The sequence below is a fragment of the Streptomyces sp. Ag82_O1-12 genome (assembly GCF_900182715.1).
Taxonomy (GTDB): domain Bacteria; phylum Actinomycetota; class Actinomycetes; order Streptomycetales; family Streptomycetaceae; genus Streptomyces; species Streptomyces massasporeus.
The window spans coordinates 2,083,094-2,102,893 of sequence record NZ_FXUW01000001.1; the positions used below are offsets into that span (position 1 = coordinate 2,083,094).

Sequence of the window (19,800 nt, forward strand, 5' to 3'; positions counted from 1 at the left end):
TCAGTGACACAGGCAGCCGAGTGCCGAGGACGAACGGAGCCGGGCCCGATGGGTGAGCAGCAGCATGTGAAGTTCCCGCAAGAGGTCATCGACGAGTACGCCGCGCTCGGCGTGGACCTCCTGGCCCTGTTCTCCGCGGGCCACCTCGGGAACCGGATGGGCGTCCAGATCTCCGAGGCGTCGGCGGACCGGGTCGTCGGCACGATGCCGGTGGAGGGCAACACCCAGCCCTACGGCCTGCTGCACGGCGGGGCCTCCGCGGTGCTGGCCGAGACCCTCGGCTCGATCGGGTCGATGCTGCACGGCGGCAGCTCCAAGATCGCCGTGGGTGTCGACCTGAACTGCACCCACCACCGAGGCGTGCGCTCCGGACTGGTCACAGGCGTGGCCACGCCCGTGCACCGGGGGCGGTCGACCGCCACGTACGAAATCGTCATCACGGATGAAAACGACAAAAGGGTCTGCACGGCCCGGCTGACCTGCCTCCTGCGGGACGTGAAGCCGGGCGACGAGGACCTCATCCGCGGGGCGAACTGACCCCCGCGGTCCGGCCGACGCAGGGAAACCCTGGCGGGGCGGGCGCGCTCTCCTCGCGACCGCCCCCCAACACACCGAGGTCGGCGCGCTCGCGGCCGCCTGAGGCGACGACGGCGACCCCGCGGCCCCCGACCGGGTCCACTCGGTCTGCGCCGGCACCATGAGCACCGCCGGCTTCCCGCAGGCCGCCTTCCCCACCCCACCCCCCTCCCCTACCGTGGCCCCATGAGGCTGCGCCCATGAGCGGCATCGGCCCCGTCGAACCGGCCGACTCGACGGACGAGGAACGCAGTTACGACGTCGTCGGCAGCGGCGCGTCGCGTCCTGGCGACCGGCTCTCCGGTCGTTGGAGCGGACTCCCGCCCGGGCGGAGGAGGGCGGTCGTCGCGGCGGCCGTGATCGCCGTCGCCACGGCCTCGGCCCTCGGGCTCCCCCAAGCCCTCGCGCCCGACCGACACCCCCCGCCGTACGACCCGTCACCCGCCCCCGCCCCCTGGCCCGCGACCGTCACCGCCTGGCACTACCTCGGTCGCGCCGAACCCCTCAACTCACCTGGAAAGACTGGGCGGTTCCGCTTCACCGTCACCGTCGAACGCGGCCCCGCCGTCACCCTCCGGGTCGTCGGCACCTCCTACCCGGGGCTCACCGCCCGCGCCGTCCCCGGCCCGGCCTTCACCGTGCCCGCGGGCACACCCCGCGGCATCACCGTGGAAATCACCGTTTCCGATTGCGCGGCGCTCCCGCCGGAAGTCGATCACCCTTTTCTCGACGTAACGCTCCGTAACGCGCGCGCAATACAACACCACAGTTTCATCTTCGGCCGCGCCTACGCCCGGGACCTTTCCGATCTCTTCCGGGCCGCGTGCGGCCCGAGGACCACACGATCTCAGCCATGGCCAACCGGAAGTGCGGGTTCTCAGAATGCGGACCTCGCCGAAAATCCACCAAACCCGTCGAGAGGACCCGCCGTCGAGACCGGGCATCCACGCCGTCATAACAAGAAAGTCACAAGCGAGCCCGCGCCGCTGACCCTGCCCTTACCCCGGGCTTAGAGTCACGGCCAGTCACCGCTCCATCGGGAGTTCGGTACCAGCGCGGCACTCACCCCCCGACCAGGGCGGGGCCTGCCTGTGAAAGGACTGATTGTGCGACAGCGTTCCTTGGTGATTCTTACCTCCGTTCTCACGACCGGAGCTCTGACTCTCACCGCCTGCGGTTCCCGAGACGACAGCGGTGACAAGGGCGGAGACAACGGGAGCGGCACCACGCTGACCATCGGCGTCGACGCCCCGCTCTCCGGTGAGAACTCCACCACCGGCCTCGGCATCCAGTACGGCGCCCAGATCGCCGTCGACGACGCCAACAAGAACAACTGGGTCCCGGGCGTGAAGTTCAAGCTCAAGGCCCTGGACGACAAGGCGCAGCCCGCCACCGGCCAGTCCAACGCCACCAGCATCGTCGGCGACAAGACCTCCGTCGGCGCCGTCGGCCCGCTGAACTCCGGCGTCGCCCAGACGATGCAGCAGGTCTTCGCCTCGGCCAACATGGTCCAGATCTCCCCGGCGAACACCAACCCCGAGCTGACCCAGGGCAAGAACTGGCAGACGGACAAGAAGCGTCCCTACAAGACGTACTTCCGCACCGCCACCACCGACGAACTGCAGGGCAGCTTCGCCGCCGGCTACGCGTACAACGGCCTCAAGAAGAAGAAGGCCTTCGTCGTCGACGACAAGCAGACCTACGGCGCCGGCCTCGCGAAGATCTTCGCCGAGCAGTACAAGAAGCTCGGCGGCAAGGTCGCCGGCACCGACCACGTCAACACCGGCGACAAGGACTTCGGCTCCCTCGTCACGAAGATCAAGAACTCCGGCGCCGACCTGCTCTACTACGGCGGCCAGTACGACGAGTCCGCGCTGATCACCAAGCAGCTCAAGGACGCCGGCGTCAAGATCCCGCTGTTCGGCGGCGACGGCATGTTCGCCTCCACCTACATCGAGGCCGCCGGCAAGTCCTCCGAGGGCGACCTCGCCACCGCCATCGGCGTCCCCGCCGACACCCTGCCCGCGGCCAAGACGTTCATCCAGACGTACAAGGACAAGGGTTACAAGGGCGACTACGGCGCGTACGGCGCCTACGCCTACGACGCCACCACCGCCATCATCAAGGCCGTCAAGGCCGCCGCCGACGCCAACGGCGGCAAGGTGCCCACCGACATCAACGACCTGCGCTCCAAGGTCGTCGACGGTGTCCAGAAGTCCGACTTCGAAGGCCTCACCGGCAAGATCTCCTTCGACCAGTACGGCGACACCACCAACAAGCAGCTGACGGTCTACCAGGTCGAGAAGGGTGCCTGGAACGACGTGGAGACCGGCACCGCCGACCTGCAGTAACCCGGCCCGCCACAACGCCACACCACGGGCCGCGCGGAAGGGGACCCCGACCGCGCGGCCCGTTTCCACACCCCCACACAGCACGCGACCACGCACACATCCAGTGCACACGACCACCAGCGACATGGAGGCCATGCGGTGAACACCCTGCCGCAGCAGCTGGCCAACGGGCTGCTTCTCGGCTCGATGTACGGGCTGATCGCCATCGGCTACACGATGGTGTACGGCATCGTCCAGCTCATCAACTTCGCGCACGGCGAGATCTTCATGACCGGGGCCTTCGGCGCCCTCACGGTCTACTTCTACATCCTGCCCGACGGCACCTCGATGGCCATCGCCGTACCGATGATGCTCATCGGCGGCGCCCTCGTGGCCATCCTCATCGCCGTCGGGGCGGAACGGTTCGCCTACCGCCCCCTGCGCGGAGCACCACGCCTGGCACCGCTCATCACGGCCATCGGCCTCTCCCTGGCCCTCCAGGAGGTCGTGCGCAACTTCTACCCCGGCGCCGACCGCGCCCGCGCCTTCCCCGGCCTCGACGCCACCCACGACATCGGCTCCGTCACCATCAAGGACGCCGACATCTTCCTCATCCTCGCCGCCATCCTCTGCATGGCCGCCCTCGCGATCTTCGTCCGCCGCAGCCGCACCGGCCGCGCCATGCAGGCCACCGCGCAGGACCCCGACACCGCGCAGCTGATGGGCATCGACACCAACCGCATCATCGTCATCGCCTTCGCCATCGGCGGGTTCTTCGCCGCCGTCGCCGCCGTCGCCTACGGACTCAAATACGGCAACGTCGACTACCGCATGGGCTTCCTCATGGGCCTCAAGGCCTTCACCGCGGCCGTCCTCGGCGGCATCGGCAACATCTACGGCGCCATGCTCGGCGGCGTCGTCCTCGGCATCGCCGAAACCCTCGCCTCCGCCTACATCGACGAGATCCCCGGCATGCAGCAGCTCGGCGGCCAGAGCTGGGCCAACGTGTGGGCCTTCTGCCTCCTCATCCTCGTGCTCCTCTTCAGGCCACAGGGCCTGCTCGGCGAGCGCGTCGCGGACAGGGCGTGATCACATGACCGAGACGACCAAGACGCCGGTGCCGGACGCCGCCCCCACCCCGCCGCCCGCACCGCGTGGACTCATACCCCTGCCCGCAACGGCCGCCCGCGCCCTGCTGCTCGCCGGCGGCATCGCCACCACCGCCTCCACGTTCCTCGCCTGGACCTGGACCGCCGAATTCCCCGGCAAGCTCACCATCAACGGCTACCCCGGCGGCCTGCAGTGGCTGACCTTCACCGCCGGCGTCCTCACCGCCCTGTTCGCCCTCGCCTCCTACGGCATCCGCGGCCTCGGCTGGCTCCTGCCCGCCCGCAACAACGCGCCACTCGCCCTCACCGCACTCGGCGGCTTCACCGTCACCTGGTTCACCGTCATCGCCATCAGCGCCAAGCTCGGCGGCGTCGTCAACCTCGAACCCGGTGGCTGGATCGCGGCCATCGCCTCCCTGCTGCCCGTCCTCGGCGCCTTCGCCCTCCCCCAGGAGCGCACCGCCACCGACAGCACCAAGGAAGCCCTCAAGGCCTACATCGCCAAGCCCGACCACATCCCCGCCGCCCAGGCCATCGCGCCCTGGATCCAACGGGCCGTCATCACCGTGGTCACCATCATCGGCCTCGGCGTCTTCACCTACGGCATCGACACCGAGTACGGCGAACTCTTCATCGGCTACCTCTTCGTCGTCACCTTCGCCATGTGGGCAGTGCACACCGCCGGCCTCATGGACCGCTTCTCGGCCCTCGTCGCCGCCAACCGCAGCTTCACCCTCGCCATGGGCTTCGCCGCGGCCATCGCCTTCCCCTTCACCCAGACCGACGACCACTACGCCAACATCGGCGTCAACATCCTGATCTTCGGGACCGTCGCCCTCGGCCTCAACATCGTCGTCGGCCTCGCCGGACTCCTCGACCTCGGATACGTCGCCTTCCTCGGCGTCGGCGCCTACACCGCCGCCCTCGTCTCCGGCTCCGAGTTCTCCACCATCTCCGGCGTCCACCTGCCCTTCTGGGCCTCCGCCCTGGCCGGCGCCGCCGCATCCCTCGTCTTCGGCGTCCTCATCGGCGCCCCGACCCTGCGACTGCGCGGCGACTACCTCGCCATCGTCACCCTCGGCTTCGGAGAGATCTTCCGCATCGCCGTCAACAACATGGACGGCGACTCCGGACCCGACGTCACCAACGGCCCGAACGGCATCCCCGCCATCCCCGACCTCAACCTCTTCGGATTCAACCTCGGCCAGGCCCACGACATCGGCGGATTCACCCTCGGCCGCTTCGCCAACTACTACCTGCTCATGGTCCTCATCATGGCCATCGTGGTCCTCGTCTACACGCGTGCCGCGGACTCCCGCATCGGCCGCTCCTGGATCGCCATCCGCGAGGACGAGACCGCCGCCACCGCCATGGGCATCAACGGCTTCCGCGTCAAGCTCGTCGCCTTCGCCCTCGGCGCCGCCCTCGCCGGCCTCGCCGGCACCGTCAGCGCCCACGTCACCTACAGCGTCGTCCCCACGCCGTACCAGTTCGCCGGCTCCACCCCGCCCAACTCCGCGTTCCTCCTGGCCGCGGTCGTCCTCGGCGGCATGGGCACCGTGGCCGGACCACTCCTCGGCGCGGCCCTGCTCTACCTGCTCCCCGAGAAGCTGGTCTTCCTCCAGGACAAGTCGCTCCTCGCCTTCGGCATCGCGCTCATCCTCCTGATGCGCTTCCGCCCCGAAGGCATCATCGCCAACCGCCGGCGCCAGCTCGAATTCCACGAGACCGGCCAACTCGACGTACCCAAACAGACCACGCTGACCGACGAACCGGCCGTCACCAAGGCGGGGGCGTAAGAAACATGACCACACCTGTACTCGAAGCACGCGACGTCACGATGCGCTTCGGCGGCCTCACCGCCGTACGCTCCGTCGACTTCACGGTCAACGCCGGCGAAATCGTCGGCCTCATCGGACCCAACGGCGCCGGCAAGACCACCTTCTTCAACTGCCTGACCGGCCTGTACGTCCCCACCGAGGGCACCGTCTCCTACAAGGGCACCGTCCTCCCCCCGAAGCCCCACCTGGTCACCCAGGCCGGCATCGCCCGCACCTTCCAGAACATCCGCCTGTTCGCCAACATGACGGTCCTGGAAAACGTCCTCGTCGGCCGCCACACCCGCACCAAGGAAGGCCTCTGGTCCGCCCTCCTGCGCGGCCCCGGCTTCAAGAAGGCCGAACGCGCCAGCGAGGAACGCGCCATGGAACTCCTCGAGTTCATCGGCCTCGCCCACAAGCGCGACCACCTCGCCCGCAACCTCCCCTACGGCGAACAGCGCAAACTCGAGATCGCCCGCGCCATGGCCTCCGAGCCCGGCCTGCTGCTCCTCGACGAACCCACCGCCGGCATGAACCCCCAGGAGACGCGCGCCACCGAGGAACTCGTCTTCGCCATCCGCGACAAGGGCATCGCCGTCCTCCTCATCGAGCACGACATGCGCTTCGTCTTCAACCTCTCCGACCGCGTCGCCGTCCTCGTCCAGGGCGAAAAACTCGTCGAAGGCACCTCCGACGTCGTCCAGGCCGACGAGCGCGTCGTCGCCGCCTACCTCGGCGAGCCCTTCGAAGGCGACCCCGGCCAGGCCGAAGCCGCCGAGGTCGAGGCCGCCGAAGCCGCCGCCGACGCGACCAGCACCACCAGCAGCACCAAGGGAGAAGCCCAGTGACCGCACTCCTCGAGGTCGAGGACCTCCGGGTCTCCTACGGCAAGATCGAAGCCGTCAAGGGCATCTCCTTCAGCGTCGAAGCCGGCCAGGTCGTCACCCTCATCGGCACCAACGGCGCCGGCAAGACCACCACCCTGCGCACCCTGTCGGGCCTGCTCAAGCCCACCTCAGGGAAGATCCTCTTCGACGGCAAGCCGCTCAACGGCGTCGCCGCCCACAAGATCGTCGCCCTCGGCCTCGCCCACTCCCCCGAAGGCCGGCACATCTTCCCCCGCCTCACCATCGCCGAGAACCTCCAGCTCGGAGCCTTCCTCCGCAAGGACAAGGACGGCATCGAAAAGGACATCCAGCGCGCCTACGACCTCTTCCCCATCCTCGGGGAACGCCGCAAGCAGGCCGCCGGAACCCTCTCGGGCGGCGAACAGCAGATGCTCGCCATGGGCCGCGCCCTCATGTCCCAGCCCAAGCTCCTCATGCTCGACGAGCCCTCCATGGGCCTCTCCCCGATCATGATGCAGAAGATCATGGCGACGATCTCGGAGCTGAAGTCCCAGGGCACGACGATCCTCCTCGTCGAGCAGAACGCCCAGGCCGCGCTCTCCCTCGCCGACCAGGGCCACGTCATGGAGGTCGGCAACATCGTCCTCTCCGGAACCGGGCAGGACCTGCTGCACGACGAATCCGTGCGCAAGGCGTACCTGGGCGAGGACTGAGGTCCCGGCCTGTACGCCGAGAGGCCCGCTCCCCTTCGAACCGGAAGGGGAGCGGGCCTCTCTCGTCCGTGACTCAGCCCTTGTTGGCCTTCTTCTCGTCGGCGTCCTCGATGACGGCCTCCGCGACCTGCTGCATCGACATCCGACGGTCCATCGACGTCTTCTGGATCCAGCGGAAGGCCGCCGGCTCCGACAGCCCGTACTCCGTCTGCAGAATCGACTTCGCCCGGTCCACCAGCTTGCGCGTCTCCAGCCGGAGCGTGAGGTCGGCGACCTCCTTCTCCAGCTCCTTCAGCTCCGTGAACCGCGAGACGGCCATCTCGATCGCCGGCACGACGTCGCTCTTGCTGAACGGCTTCACCAGATAGGCCATGGCACCGGCGTCCCGGGCCCGCTCCACCAGATCCCGCTGCGAGAACGCGGTCAGCATCAGCACCGGCGCGATGCTCTCCTCCGCGATCTTCTCCGCCGCGGAGATACCGTCCATCTTCGGCATCTTCACGTCCAGGATCACCAGATCGGGCCGGTGCTCACGAGCCAGCTCCACCGCCTGCTCACCGTCACCGGCCTCACCGACGACGCTGTACCCCTCCTCCTCCAGCATCTCTTTGAGATCGAGCCGGATCAGCGCCTCGTCCTCGGCGATGACGACCCGCGTCGTCATCGGAGGCACGTGCGACTTGTCCTCATCAGGCACGTCAACAGGCTGGGGCGACTCGGGGGCACTCACGTGGGCTCCTTGGTAGGGGCAGGCCGGTACTGCTCCCAAGAGCGTACCTAGCTGCGGTATGGTGGTCAGGCAGTGGGTCGAGGTTGACCTTCGATTCGCAGGAGCTCCGGTAGTCCAATCGGCAGAGACGATACCCTCAAAAGGTATTCAGTGTGGGTTCGAGTCCCACCCGGGGCACTTTTCCTTCAAGTCCAAGGATCACCCAGAAAGCGGATGTCCACGTTCTCGTGAACATCCGCTTTTCGCTGCGTGTCGCCATGACCGCACTCCCACAGTGGCCTCATGTACGACGTCAGCACACGCAAACGAGCACTCGCGCTGGTGACCCAGGGCCGCAGCCTGAATTCGGTGAGCCGCGAAACGGGCATCTCCCGAGCCGCCATCCGTTCCTGGCAGGACCGCATCGAGCCGCGCCTTCGTATGCCACATCCAGACCCCGGCCCACCATCTGACGAGTCCGCATACGCCTACCTCCTGGGCCTCTACCTCGGTGATGGTTGCATGAGCCCCCACCCGCGTGGCGGCTACTACCTCAGGATTGCTTGTGCGGACGCCTGGCCCGGGCTCATCGAGGAGTGCCGTAGGGCCATCGGGAGGGTGCGCCCTGGCGTAGGCGTCTACGTCGCGCAAAAGCAGGGCTGTGTCGCGGTCACCAGCTATTCCCGGAGCTGGCCGGTCCTCTTCCCGCAACACGGACCCGGCAAGAAGCACGAGCGGCCCATTGTTCTCGAACCCTGGCAACAGGCCATCGTCGACGCCCACCCCTGGGAATTCATCCGCGGTCTCATCCACTCCGACGGCTGTCGGATCACCAACTGGACGACCCGGATGGTCGCCGGTGAGCGGAAGCGCTACGAGTATCCCCGGTACTTCTTCACCAACGTCTCCGACGACATCCGGCGGCTGTACACCGACACCCTGGACAAGCTCGGCATCGAGTGGACGCACTGCACCCGTAACGGCAACCCGTTCAACATCTCCGTTGCCCGCAAAGCCTCCGTCGCTCTCATGGACGCCCACGTCGGGCCCAAGTACTGACCCGGCTACTCCGCGATGTGGTGGACGCGGACCATGTTCGTCGAGCCCGACACCCCGGGTGGGGAGCCCGCCGTGATGACGACCGTGTCGCCCGGCCGACAGCGGCCGTAACGCAACAGCAGTTCGTCGACCTGGTCGACCATCGCGTCCGTGGAGTCGACGCACGGGCCGAGGAAGGTCTCGACGCCCCAGGTCAGGCTGAGTTGCGAGCGGGTGGCCTGGTCGGGGGTGAAGGCGAGGAGGGGGATCGGGGAGCGGTAGCGGGAGAGGCGGCGGGCCGTGTCGCCTGACTGGGTGAAGGCGACCAGGAAGCGAGCGCCCAGGAAGTCGCCGATCTCGGCAGCCGCGCGGGCGAGCGCGCCGCCCTGGGTGCGGGGTTTGTTGCGTTCGGTCAGAGGCGGGAGGCCCTTCGCCAGGATGTCCTCCTCCGCCGCTTCGACGATGCGGGCCATCGTGCGGACCGTCTCGATCGGGTGCTTGCCGACGCTCGTCTCGCCGGACAGCATCACCGCGTCGGTGCCGTCGATGACGGCGTTGGCGACGTCGGAGGCCTCGGCCCGGGTGGGCCGGGCGTTGTCGATCATCGAGTCGAGCATCTGGGTGGCGACGATGACCGGTTTGGCGTTGCGTTTGGCGAGTTTGATGGCGCGTTTCTGGACGATCGGGACGTGTTCCAGTGGCATTTCGACGCCGAGGTCTCCGCGGGCGACCATGATGCCGTCGAATGCGGCGACGATGTCGTCGATGGTGTCGACGGCCTGGGGTTTTTCGATTTTGGCGATGACGGGGAGGCGGCGGCCTTCTTCGTCCATGATGCGGTGGACGTCCTGGATGTCGCGGCCGGAGCGGACGAAGGAGAGGGCGATGACGTCGAATCCGGTGCGCAGGGCCCAGCGGAGGTCGTCTTCGTCCTTTTTGGAGAGGGCGGGGACGGAGACGGCGACGCCGGGGAGGTTGAGGCCTTTGTGGTCGGAGATCACTCCGCCTTCGAGGACGGTGGTGTGGACGCGGGGGCCGTCGACCGTGGTGACTTCGAGGCAGACTCTGCCGTCGTCGATGAGGATGCGTTCGCCGGGCGTGACGTCGGTGGCGAGGCCGGCGTAGGTGGTGCCGCAGATGTGGCCGTCGCCTTCGATGCCTTCTTCGACGGTCATGGTGAAGGTGTCGCCGCGTTCGAGGAGTACGGGGCCTTCGGTGAAGTGGCCGAGTCGAATTTTGGGGCCTTGAAGGTCGGCGAGGAGGCCGACGCTGCGACCGGTCTCGTCGGCGGCCTTGCGGACCCGGTGGTAGCGCTCCTCGTGTTCGGCGTGGCCGCCGTGGCTGAGGTTGAAGCGGGCTACGTCCATTCCGGCGTCGACCAGGTGTTTGATCTGGTCGTACGAGTCGGTGGCGGGCCCCAGGGTGCAGACGATTTTTGCTCGGCGCATGAATCGAGCCTATGAGTTACCGACTGGTAGTGAATTGGTCGAGGGTGGCCACTCAACGGACTTTGGGTTTAAGCGTTATTGACAGGTGTTGAATTGTGCGGCGGGGTGCTCCGATGAGCGCCTCAAGGCATTCGGTCCGATTTTCGAAGGAATGCCGTGGGTGTGCCTACAGCTGCGGCGGCACCATGGTGAAGCGGGCGTTGATCTGGGCGTGGACGCGTTGGCGCTGGGGTTCGAGGTCGAGGGGGGCCGGGGTGTCCTCGGGGGCGCCGGCGAAGGCGGCGGAGCGCATGCGGCCGGGGGCCTGGGGGTAGGCCGGCGGGGCGCTCTCGGCGCCGATGTCGGCGAGTTCGACGAGGGCGGAGAGGCTCGTGCCGAGGGCTTCGGCGTACTCGCGGGCGCGTTGGACGGCTTCGTGTACGGCCTTCTTGCGGGCTTCGCGGTGGGCGGGTGAGTCGGGGCGCAGGGCCCACCAGGGGCCGTCGACGCGGGTGAGCTCGAGGTCGGCGAGGCGGGTGGTGAGTTCGCCGAGGGCGGTGAAGTCGGTGAGTTCGGCGGTGACGCGGACACTGCCGTGGTAGGTGCGGACGCGTTCGCCGCGGCCGTGTTTGGTGAGTTCGGGTGTGATGGAGAAGGCGCCGGTCTCCAGGCGTTCGACGGCGTCGCCGTAGGACTTGACGAGGTCGAGGATGCCGGCGTTGCGGCGGGTGAGGTCGTCGAGGGCGGAGCGGCGGTCGCGGCCGCGGGCGGCGACGGTGATGCCGATGCGGGCGATCTCGGGGTCGACTTCGAGGCGGGCTTCGCCGCGGACGGCGATGCGGGGGGCCTCGGGTGTGCCGTAGGGGACGGCGGGCGGGGAGGCGTCTGCGGTGGCCGCGGTCATACGCCCCACTCTGTCATGTCTGGGCTGGTTGGCGGCCGGGAGTTCGGGGCCGAGTCATCAGATCGCAACCTGCCGGGTCTGTTGCGGCCGGTCGTGGACGGGTCAGAATCTACGCGCGTTATCTACGCGCGTCGTTCACAGATTCCGCAGGGGAGCCAGACATGCCGTTGAACCGCCGGAAGTTCCTGGAGAAGTCCGCCGTGACCGGGGCGGGGGTGGCGCTGGCCGGTGCGGTCTCGGCGCCGGGTGCGCAGGCGGCGGAGGCGAAGCGGGGCGCCAAGCGGTACGCGTTCACCGTGCTGGGGACGACGGACCTGCACGGCAACGTCTTCAACTGGGACTACTTCACGGACAAGGAGTTCGACGACAAGGACCACAACGACGTGGGCCTCGCGAAGGTCTCGACGCTGGTGAACCGGGTCCGTGCGGAGAAGGGCCGCCGCAACACGCTGCTGATCGACGCGGGCGACACCATCCAGGGCACGCAGCTGTCGTACTACTACGCCAAGGTCGACCCGATCACGGCCAAGGGCGGCCCGGTGCACCCGATGGCGCAGGCGATGAACGCGATGGGCTACGACGCCGCGGCGCTCGGCAATCACGAGTTCAACTACGGCATTCCGGTGCTGCGGAAGTTCGAGCAGCAGTGCGACTTCCCGTTGCTGGGTGCGAACGCGCTGGATGCGAAGACGCTGCGGCCGGCGTTCGCGCCGTACAGCATGCACCGGCTGCGCACGCCGCACGGGCGGGACGTGAAGGTGGCGGTGCTGGGGCTGACCAACCCGGGCATCGCGATCTGGGACAAGGCGAACGTGCAGGGGAAGATGACGTTCCCGGGTCTGGAGGAGCAGGCGGCGAAGTGGGTGCCGAAGCTGCGGTCGATGGGCGCGGACGTGGTCATCGTGTCGGCGCACAGCGGTTCGTCGGGGACGTCGTCCTACGGTGACCAGCTGCCGTACATCGAGAACGCGGCGGCTCTGGTGGCGGAGCAGGTGCCGGGGATCGACGCGATCCTGGTCGGGCACGCGCACACGGAGATCCCCGAGTATTTCGTCACGAACAAGAAGACCGGCAAGCAGGTCGTGCTGTCGGAGCCGCTGAAGTGGGGGCAGCGGCTGACGCTGTTCGACTTCGAGCTGGTCTTCGAGAAGGGCTGCTGGAAGGTCGAGAAGGTGGGCGCGAAGGTCCTGAACTCCAATACGGTGGAGGAGGACTCGAAGATCACGAAGCTGCTCGTCGACGAGCACGAGAAGGTCGTGGCGTACGTCAACCAGGTCATCGGCACGAACGCGGCGGAGATGACGTCGGCGGAGGCCCCGTACAAGGATGTGCCGATCATCGATCTGATCAACCACATCCAGGCGGACACGGTGAAGCAGGCGCTGGTGGGCACGGAGCACGCGTCGCTGCCGGTGCTGTCGCAGGCGGCGTGTTTCTCGCGCAGTGCGCGGATCCCGGCGGGTCAGGTGACGATCCGGGACGTGGCGGGCCTGTACGTCTTCGAGAACACGCTGGAGGCGCGTCTGATGACGGGTGCGCAGATGAAGGCGTACCTGGAGTTCTCGGCGAACTACTACGTGCAGACCGCTGCGGACGCCCCGGTGGATCCGGCGAAGCTGACGAACGCGAATGCCACGCCGGACTACAACTACGACGTGGTGAGCGGTCTGTCGTACGAGATCGACATCGCGAAGCCGGCCGGGTCGCGGGTGACGAACGTGCGGTTCGAGGGGCAGCCGCTCGCGGACGACGCGAAGTTCGTGTTCGCGGTGAACAACTACCGGGCCAATGGCGGCGGTAACTTCCCGCACGTCGCCGCGGCCCAGGTGCTGTGGTCGAACTCGGAGGAGATCCGCAACACCATGATCGCCTGGGTGAAGGCGAAGGGGTCGATCGACCCGGCCGTGTTCGCGGGGGTGGACTGGAAGCTCACCCGTAACGGCACGCCCGTGTTCTGATCCGCGCGCTTCGTCACCTTCGGTCGTCGACGAGCGGGGTCAGTGCCGGTGCCTCGCGGGGCGGCGGGACGTGCCGGCGCTGGGTGAGGCCGAAGGTGGTGAAGGCGGTGCGGCCCGGGAGGGCGTAGGTCTCGCTGCCGGTCAGGGAGTTGAGGATGATCGCGCTGCGCCAGGCGGCGAGGCCGAGGTCGGGGGCGCCGACGCCGTGGGTGTGGGTCTCGGCGTTCTGGACGTACACCGTGCCGGTGACGGACGGGTCGAGGACGAGCCGGTGGTCCTCGTCGATGCGGGGCCGTTCCTGGTTGTCGCGGCGCATGTAGGGGTCGAGGCCGGCGAGGATCCGGTCGAGGGGGCGTTCGCGGTAGCCGGTGGCGAGGACGACGGCGTCGGTGGTGAGGCGGGAGCGGCTGTCCTGGAGGGTGTGTTCCAGGTGCAGTTCGACCTTGGTCGTCGCGACGCGGCCGGCGGTGCGGACGCGGACGCCGGGGGTGAGGACGGCGTCGGGCCAGCCGCCGTGCAGGGTGCGGCGGTAGAGCTCGTCGTGCACGGCGGCGATGGTGGCGGCGTCGATGCCCTTGTGCAGTTGCCACTGGCCCTCGACGAGCCGGTCGCGGGTGGATTCGGGCAGGGCGTGGAAGTAGCGGGTGTGGTCGGGGGTGAAGTGCTCCAGGCCGAGTTTGGAGTACTCCATGGGGGCGAAGGCCTCCGTGCGGCCCAGCCAGTGCAGTTTCTCGTGTCCGGCGGGCCGGTTGCGGAGCAGGTCGAGGAAGATCTCGGCGCCGGACTGTCCGATGCCCACGACGGTGACGTGCTCGGCGGCGAGCAGGGCGGCGCGGTGGTCGAGGTAGTCGGCGGCGTGGACGACGGGTACGCCGGGTGCCTCGACGAGGGGCTTGAGGGGGTCGGGGACGTAGGGCTCGGTGCCGATGCCGAGGACGACGTTGTGGGTGTAGGTGCGGCCGAGGGCCTCGGCTTCTCCGTCGGTGTCGAGCTGGGTGTAGTCGACCTCGAAGACGTCGCGTTCGGGGTTCCAGCGGACGGCGTCGACCTGGTGGCCGAAGTGCAGGCCGGGGAGGTTCTCGCAGACCCAGCGGCAGTAGGCGTCGTATTCGGCGCGCTGGATGTGGAAGCGCTCGGCGAAGTAGAAGGGGAACAGCCGCTCGCGGGACCTGAGGTAGTTGAGGAAGGTCCAGGGGCTGGTGGGGTCGGCGAGGGACACCAGGTCGGCGAGGAACGGGACCTGGATGGTGGCGCCTTCGATGAGCAGGCCGGGGTGCCAGTCGAAGGCGGGTCGCTGGTCGTAGAAGACGGTGTCGAGGCCGTCGAGCGGGTGGGCGAGCGCGGCGAGGGAGAGGTTGACGGGGCCGATGCCGATGCCGACGAGGTCGCGGGGGGCGTCGGGTTCGGGGGTCGGGGCGGGGTTCATCGGGGGGTGTGTCCTTCCACGAGGGTGGCTCGGCTCGTTGCCGCGAGGTGCAGCAGGGCGGCCAGGTCGTCGGGCCCGGTGGCGGGGTTGAGGAGGGTGGCCTTGAGCCAGAGCCGGCCGTCGAGGCGGGCCCGGCCGAGGACGGCGGAGCCGTCGGTGAGCAGCGCGCGGCGTACGGCGGCGACGGTGGTGTCGGTGGCGCCGGTGGGGCGGAACAGCACGGTGCTGATGACGGGTGGGGCGTGCAGTTCGAAGTCGGGGTGCGCGTCGACGAGGGCGGCGAACTGCCGGGCGTGGCAGCAGACTTGGTCGACGAGCGCGCCGAGGCCGTCGCGTCCGAGGGTTTTGAGGGTGACGGCGAGTTTGAGGATGTCGGGGCGGCGGGTGGTGCGCAGGGAGCGGCCGAGGAGGTCGGGCAGTCCGGCTTCGGTGTCGTCGTCGGCGTTGAGGTAGTCGGCGCGTTGTCGCAGGGCGGTGAGGTCGTGGGCGTCGCGAACGGCGAGGAGGCCTGCGGCGACGGGCTGCCAGCCGAGTTTGTGCAGGTCGAGGGTGACGGTGTCGGCGGCGTCGAGGCCGGTGAGCCGGGTGCGGTGCCGGTCGCTGAAGAGGAGGCCTCCGCCGTAGGCGGCGTCGATGTGCAGCCGGGCGCCGTGGGCCGCGCAGTGGGCGGCGATCTCGGGCAGCGGGTCGATGAGTCCGGCGTCGGTGGTGCCGGCGGTGGCGGCGACGAGCAGCGGGCCGCTCAGGCGGGTGAGGGTCGCGTCGAGCGCGTCGGGGTCGAGGGTTCCGCCCGGGGTGGGTACGACGACGGGTTCGGGCAGTCCGAGCAGCCAGGCGGCGCGGGGCAGTGAGTGGTGGGCGTTGGCTCCGCACACGAGCCGGACGGATCCGCGGTGGGCCTCCCGGGCGAGCAGCAGGGCGAGTTGGTTGGATTCGGTGCCGCCGGTGGTGACGAGGGAGTCGGGGGTTCCGGCCGGGTGGACCTCCTGGGCCAGTGCTGTGGTGACCAGCCTCTCCAGTTCGGATGCGCCCGGTGCCTGGTCCCAGGAGTCCATCGACGGGTTGAGGGCGGAGGCGGCGAGGTCGGCGGCCGCGGCGACGGCGAGCGGGGGGCAGTGGAGGTGGGCGGCGCACAGGGGGTGGGCGGGGTCGGCGGCGGTCGCGGCGAAGGCGTGGACCAGGGTGCGGACGGCGTGCGGGTCGCCGCGGTCGGGGAGGACTTCTCCGACCGCCTTCCGGATCCGGGCAGCGACGTCCTGCGGGCCGCCCGCCGGCAGGGGCCCGCCCCGCGCCCGGGCGCCGGTGTCCAGGGCGTCGAGGACGGTGTCGAGCAATGGCCGCAGGGCGTGGGGGCCTTCGTGGCCTGAGGCGAGGGGCGGCGTGCTCATGGGGCTGACCTCCGGGGCGCGGGGCGGCGCGCCCCGGAGAGTTCAACGACCCAACCCGGGTGGAGGTACCTCCGTGCGGGAAATCCTGTCGGAGCCGCGGCGGTCCGGGCCTCAGTTCCTGAAGTCGGCGGTGTGGTCCTCGGCCCAGGTCGCGAAGGGGCGGGCCGGCCTGCCGGTGATCTCCCGGACCGTGTCGGTGATCTCGGGGGTGGTGCCGACCGTGGCGGCGAAGGTTGTCAGCAGGGCCGTGAGCATGCCGGGCGGGACGTGCGGGAACAGTTCGGGGCCGGCCTCGTGCGGGGGCAGCTCGGTGAAGCGCAGGTCGCGGCCGAGGGCGTGTCCGATCGCGGCGACCTGTCCGGCGTTGGTGATGGCGTCGGGGCCGGTGAGGCGGTGGGCGGCGCCCTCGTGGCCGTCGTCGAGGAGGGCGCGTTCGGCGACGGCGGCGATGTCGTCCTCGTGGACGGGCGCGGACCGTGCGTCGGCGAAGACACCGCGGACGGTGTCGCCGGTGCGGATCTGGGGGGCCCACTGGAAGGCGTTGGCGGCGAACGCGCCCGGCCGCAGGAAGGTCCACGCCAGGCCGCTGTCACGGACGTGCTGTTCGGCGGTGGCGTGCATGACGTGGATGGGGTGGGTCTCGTCGGCGCCCGGTTCGATGATCGCGGAGGACAGCAGGACGACGTGGCGCACTCCGGCGGCCCGGGCCGCCGCCAGCAGGCCGGGCGTGCGGTCGCCGCCGGCCTGGACGTACAGGAACAGCTTGGTGGCGCCTCCGAACAGGGTTGCCGGGTCGTCGTACTGGAGTCGTACCGTCTCGGCGCCTGCGGGCAGGCGGGCCCGCTCCGGGTCGCGGGTCAGGGCCCGCACGGGCCGGCCGGCGGTGACGAGGCGTTCGGTCAGGGCGCGGCCGACGTTTCCGGTGGCGCCGGTCACTGCGATCATGGAGGGCTCCTCGGGCTTGGTCGTGTCCTCCCGAGGCTAGGGAGGGCGGCCGGTCCGCCGCATCGGCGAAAGGGACCAGCCGCCCCGCGGGCGTCCTACGTCGGCGGTCCTACTTCTCCCCGGCGCCTTGGACCCGCAACGCCCTCGCCAGGTCGTCCAGTTGGTCGACGAGCTTGCGGCGCAGGGCGGGGCTGGGGTCGGCGTCGCGCAGGCAGGCCTCGCCGAGGCGGAGGGTGTCGGCGTCGACGGCGTGGGCGGGGAAGGCGTCGCGGCCGACGGCCACGGCGATGGCGGGGCCGCGGCGGTCGGCGACGGCGACCGCGTCGGCGTAGTAGCGCCCGACGTACTCGCCTACCAGGTCGGCCTGTTCGGGCTGCCAGAAGCCCCGGGCGGTGGCGGTGAAGAGGTAGTTGGACAGGGTGTCGGTGCCGAACATGGTCTCCCAGGCGCGGGCCTTGGCCTCCGGGTCGGGCAGGGCGGCCCGGCAGCGGGCGGCGCCTTCCTGGCCGGTGGCGCTCGGGTCGCGTTCCAGTTCGGCGGCGATGGCGTCCTCGTCGGTGGCGCCGAGGACGGCGAGCCGGGCGAGGACGCGCCAGCGCAGTTCGGGGTCGAGTTCGGGGCCGCCGGGGACGGTGCCGTCGGCGAGCCAGGCGGCGATGGTGTCGGGGTGGGCGGCGACGTCGATGCGGTGGCGTACGGCGATCAGGCGCAGGCCGGGGTTGTCGCCGTCCTCGGTGCGGCGGATGAGGTCGCGGCACAGGTCGGAGAGGGTGGCGAGGGCCGCGGGCCGCTCCTCGGGGGTGAGGTAGCGGTCGGTGATGTAGGTGGAGGCGAAGGCGAGCACGCCTTGGACGATGGCGAGGTCCGTCTCCAGCGGGAGGTGGGCGCGGGCGGTCTCCAGGTAGGCGCCGGGGGCGAGTTCGCCGTCGCGGACGGCGTCGCGCAGGGCGTTCCAGACGACCGCGCGGGTGAGCGGTTCGGGCAGGCCGGACAGCTCCTTGCGGACGGTCTCGAAGGATTCGGGGTCGAATCGGACCTTGGCGTAGCTGAGGTCGCCGTCGTTGAGGAGGAGCAGGGCGGGCCGCTTGCCGATGGGGTGGGCGTCGGTGTGCGGGAGGTCCAGGTGGAGGCGGTCGCGCAGGACGAGCTGGCCGCCGTCGTCGCCGAGGTCCCGGTCGTAGAGGCCGGCGGCGATGCGGTGCGGGCGGCTGCCGGCGTGGTCGACGGTGAGGGCGCAGGTGCCGTGCTCGCCGGGGGTGACGCGCGGGGTGAGGGTGTCGACGCCGGTGGTGCGCAGCCAGGCGTCGGCCCAGGCGTGGACGTCGCGGTCGGTGGCGCCGGCGAGGTTGTCGATGAAGTCGGCGAGGGTGGCGTTGGCGAACTTGTGCCGGGCGAAGTGGGTGTTGATGCCGGCGAGGAAGTCCTTCTCGCCGAGCCAGGTGACCAGTTGGCGCAGTGCGCTGGCGCCCTTGGCGTAGGAGATGCCGTCGAAGTTGAGCAGCGCGGAGGCGGTGTCGTCGACGGCCTCGGGGGCGACGGGGTGGGTGGAGGGGCGCTGGTCGGCGTCGTAGCCCCAGGACTTGCGGGTGACGCCGAAGTCGGTCCAGGTGTCGGTGAAGCGGGTCGCTTCGGTGAGGGTCTGGTAGCCCATGTACTCGGCGAAGGACTCGTTCAGCCAGATGTCGTCCCACCACTTGAGGGTGACGAGGTCACCGAACCACATGTGGGCCATCTCGTGGGCGATGACCATGGCGCGGGTCTGGCGTTCGGTGTCGGTGACGGCGGAGCGGTAGACGAACTCGTCGCGGAAGGTGACCAGGCCCGGGTTCTCCATGGCGCCGGCGTTGAACTCGGGGACGAAGGCCTGGTCGTAGGAGTCGAACGGGTAGGGCTCGTCGAACTTCTCGTGGTAGCGGTCGTAGCAGGCGCGCGTGATGTCGAGGAGCTCGTCGGCGTCGGCGTCCAGGTAGGGGGCGAGGGAGCGGCGGCAGTGCAGGCCGAAGGGCAGGCCGCGGTGTTCGGTGCGCACGGAGTGCCAGGGGCCGGCGGCGACGGCGACCAGGTAGGTGGAGATCAGCGGTGTGGGGGCCGCCTTCCATACGCCGTCGGCCTGTTCGGTGATGCCGTTGGCGAGGACGGTCCAGTCCTGCGGGGCCTTCACCGACAGCTCGAAGACGGCTTTCAGGTCGGGCTGGTCGAAGGCGGCGAAGACCCGCTGGACGTCCTCCATGAACAGCTGGGTGTAGACGTAGGTCTCGTTGTCGGTGGGGTCGGTGAAGCGGTGCATGCCTTCGCCGGTGCGGGAGTAGCGCATGCGGGCGTCGATGCGCAGTTCGTGTTCGCCGGCGGTGAGGTCCTTCAGCGGGAGCCGGTTGCCGTCGAGGGCGTCCGGGTCCAGGGGGTGTCCGTCGAGGGTGACGGAGCGCAGCTCGGCGGGCTTGAGCTCGACGAAGGTGTCCGCGTCCACGCGGGCAGCGAACCTGATCAGGGTGCGGGAGTCGAAGGTGTCGTCTCCGCAGGTCAGGTCGAGTTCGATCGTGTAGCGGTGGACGTCGAGGAGCTCTGCTCGGGTCTGCGCTTCGTCGCGCGTCAGTACGGACATGCGAGAC

16 protein-coding genes and 1 tRNA gene are annotated in these 19,800 nt (G+C 69.5%); 10 read left to right on the forward strand and 7 right to left on the reverse strand.

Annotation, left to right across the window (positions count from 1 at the left end):
* Positions 1-48: 48 nt before the first annotated feature.
* The 7 genes from QOL88_RS09630 (at position 49) to QOL88_RS09660 (ending at position 7,396) form a co-directional block, all read left to right on the forward strand.
* On the forward strand, positions 49-537 hold the full coding sequence (locus QOL88_RS09630) for a PaaI family thioesterase (protein WP_097216027.1): 489 nt from the start codon (positions 49-51) through the stop codon (positions 535-537).
* A gap of 239 nt (positions 538-776) precedes the next feature.
* On the forward strand, positions 777-1,589 hold the full coding sequence (locus QOL88_RS09635; RefSeq protein WP_097216028.1) for a hypothetical protein: 813 nt from the start codon (positions 777-779) through the stop codon (positions 1,587-1,589).
* Positions 1,590-1,697: 108 nt separating this feature from the next.
* Entirely contained in the window at positions 1,698-2,927 is a 1,230-nt protein-coding gene (locus tag QOL88_RS09640) for a branched-chain amino acid ABC transporter substrate-binding protein (protein WP_097216029.1), read from the forward strand.
* A 138-nt stretch (positions 2,928-3,065) separates the two neighbouring features.
* Positions 3,066-3,995: a branched-chain amino acid ABC transporter permease gene (locus QOL88_RS09645; RefSeq protein ID WP_097216030.1), complete on the forward strand. Its 930-nt coding sequence runs from the start codon at positions 3,066-3,068 to the stop codon at positions 3,993-3,995.
* Positions 3,996-3,999: 4 nt separating this feature from the next.
* Entirely contained in the window at positions 4,000-5,814 is a 1,815-nt protein-coding gene (locus QOL88_RS09650) for a branched-chain amino acid ABC transporter permease (protein ID WP_097216031.1), read from the forward strand.
* A 5-nt stretch (positions 5,815-5,819) separates the two neighbouring features.
* On the forward strand, positions 5,820-6,683 hold the full coding sequence (locus tag QOL88_RS09655; protein ID WP_097216032.1) for an ABC transporter ATP-binding protein: 864 nt from the start codon (positions 5,820-5,822) through the stop codon (positions 6,681-6,683).
* A complete protein-coding gene (locus QOL88_RS09660) occupies positions 6,680-7,396 on the forward strand; it encodes an ABC transporter ATP-binding protein (RefSeq protein WP_097216033.1) in 717 nt (238 codons plus the stop codon). The genes QOL88_RS09655 and QOL88_RS09660 overlap by 4 nt, the downstream gene beginning before the upstream one ends.
* A gap of 73 nt (positions 7,397-7,469) precedes the next feature.
* Here the strand turns inward: QOL88_RS09660 and QOL88_RS09665 are convergent, their stop codons facing one another.
* A complete protein-coding gene (locus tag QOL88_RS09665) occupies positions 7,470-8,126 on the reverse strand; it encodes an ANTAR domain-containing response regulator (RefSeq protein ID WP_097216034.1) in 657 nt (218 codons plus the stop codon).
* Between the two features lie 103 nt (positions 8,127-8,229).
* Between QOL88_RS09665 and QOL88_RS09670 the strand changes: the two genes are divergently transcribed.
* Both QOL88_RS09670 and QOL88_RS09675 read left to right on the forward strand, forming a co-directional pair.
* Positions 8,230-8,303 (forward strand) — tRNA-Leu (locus QOL88_RS09670).
* A 105-nt stretch (positions 8,304-8,408) separates the two neighbouring features.
* Entirely contained in the window at positions 8,409-9,164 is a 756-nt protein-coding gene (locus tag QOL88_RS09675) for a helix-turn-helix domain-containing protein (RefSeq protein WP_097216035.1), read from the forward strand.
* Positions 9,165-9,169: 5 nt separating this feature from the next.
* On the opposite strand, the gene pyk is transcribed toward QOL88_RS09675, so the two are convergent.
* Complete coding sequence (gene pyk / locus QOL88_RS09680) at positions 9,170-10,591, reverse strand: pyruvate kinase (RefSeq protein WP_097216036.1); 1,422 nt, start codon at positions 10,589-10,591, stop codon at positions 9,170-9,172.
* Between the two features lie 166 nt (positions 10,592-10,757).
* The gene (locus QOL88_RS09685) at positions 10,758-11,474 is read right to left on the reverse strand and encodes an SIMPL domain-containing protein (RefSeq protein ID WP_097216037.1); all 717 of its coding nucleotides are present in this window, start codon (positions 11,472-11,474) and stop codon (positions 10,758-10,760) included.
* Between the two features lie 161 nt (positions 11,475-11,635).
* On the opposite strand from QOL88_RS09685, the gene QOL88_RS09690 reads away from it, so the two are divergent.
* Positions 11,636-13,432, forward strand: coding sequence for a bifunctional metallophosphatase/5'-nucleotidase (locus QOL88_RS09690; RefSeq protein ID WP_097216038.1), 1,797 nt, complete (start codon positions 11,636-11,638; stop codon positions 13,430-13,432).
* 13 nt (positions 13,433-13,445) lie between these two features.
* On the opposite strand, the gene QOL88_RS09695 is transcribed toward QOL88_RS09690, so the two are convergent.
* The 4 genes from QOL88_RS09695 to pepN all read right to left on the reverse strand — a co-directional run bounded on the left by QOL88_RS09695 (position 13,446) and on the right by pepN (position 19,793).
* The gene (locus QOL88_RS09695; protein WP_097216039.1) at positions 13,446-14,858 is read right to left on the reverse strand and encodes a lysine N(6)-hydroxylase/L-ornithine N(5)-oxygenase family protein; all 1,413 of its coding nucleotides are present in this window, start codon (positions 14,856-14,858) and stop codon (positions 13,446-13,448) included.
* Positions 14,855-16,246 carry a pyridoxal phosphate-dependent decarboxylase family protein gene (locus QOL88_RS09700; protein WP_097216040.1) on the reverse strand — a complete coding sequence of 464 codons (1,392 nt, stop codon included), beginning with the start codon at positions 16,244-16,246 and terminating at the stop codon, positions 14,855-14,857. The genes QOL88_RS09695 and QOL88_RS09700 overlap by 4 nt, the downstream gene beginning before the upstream one ends.
* Before the next feature lie 111 nt (positions 16,247-16,357).
* Complete coding sequence (locus tag QOL88_RS09705) at positions 16,358-17,191, reverse strand: NAD(P)H-binding protein (RefSeq protein WP_097216041.1); 834 nt, start codon at positions 17,189-17,191, stop codon at positions 16,358-16,360.
* A gap of 109 nt (positions 17,192-17,300) precedes the next feature.
* Entirely contained in the window at positions 17,301-19,793 is a 2,493-nt protein-coding gene (gene pepN / locus QOL88_RS09710) for an aminopeptidase N (protein WP_097216042.1), read from the reverse strand.
* Between the last annotated feature and the right edge of the window lie 7 nt (positions 19,794-19,800).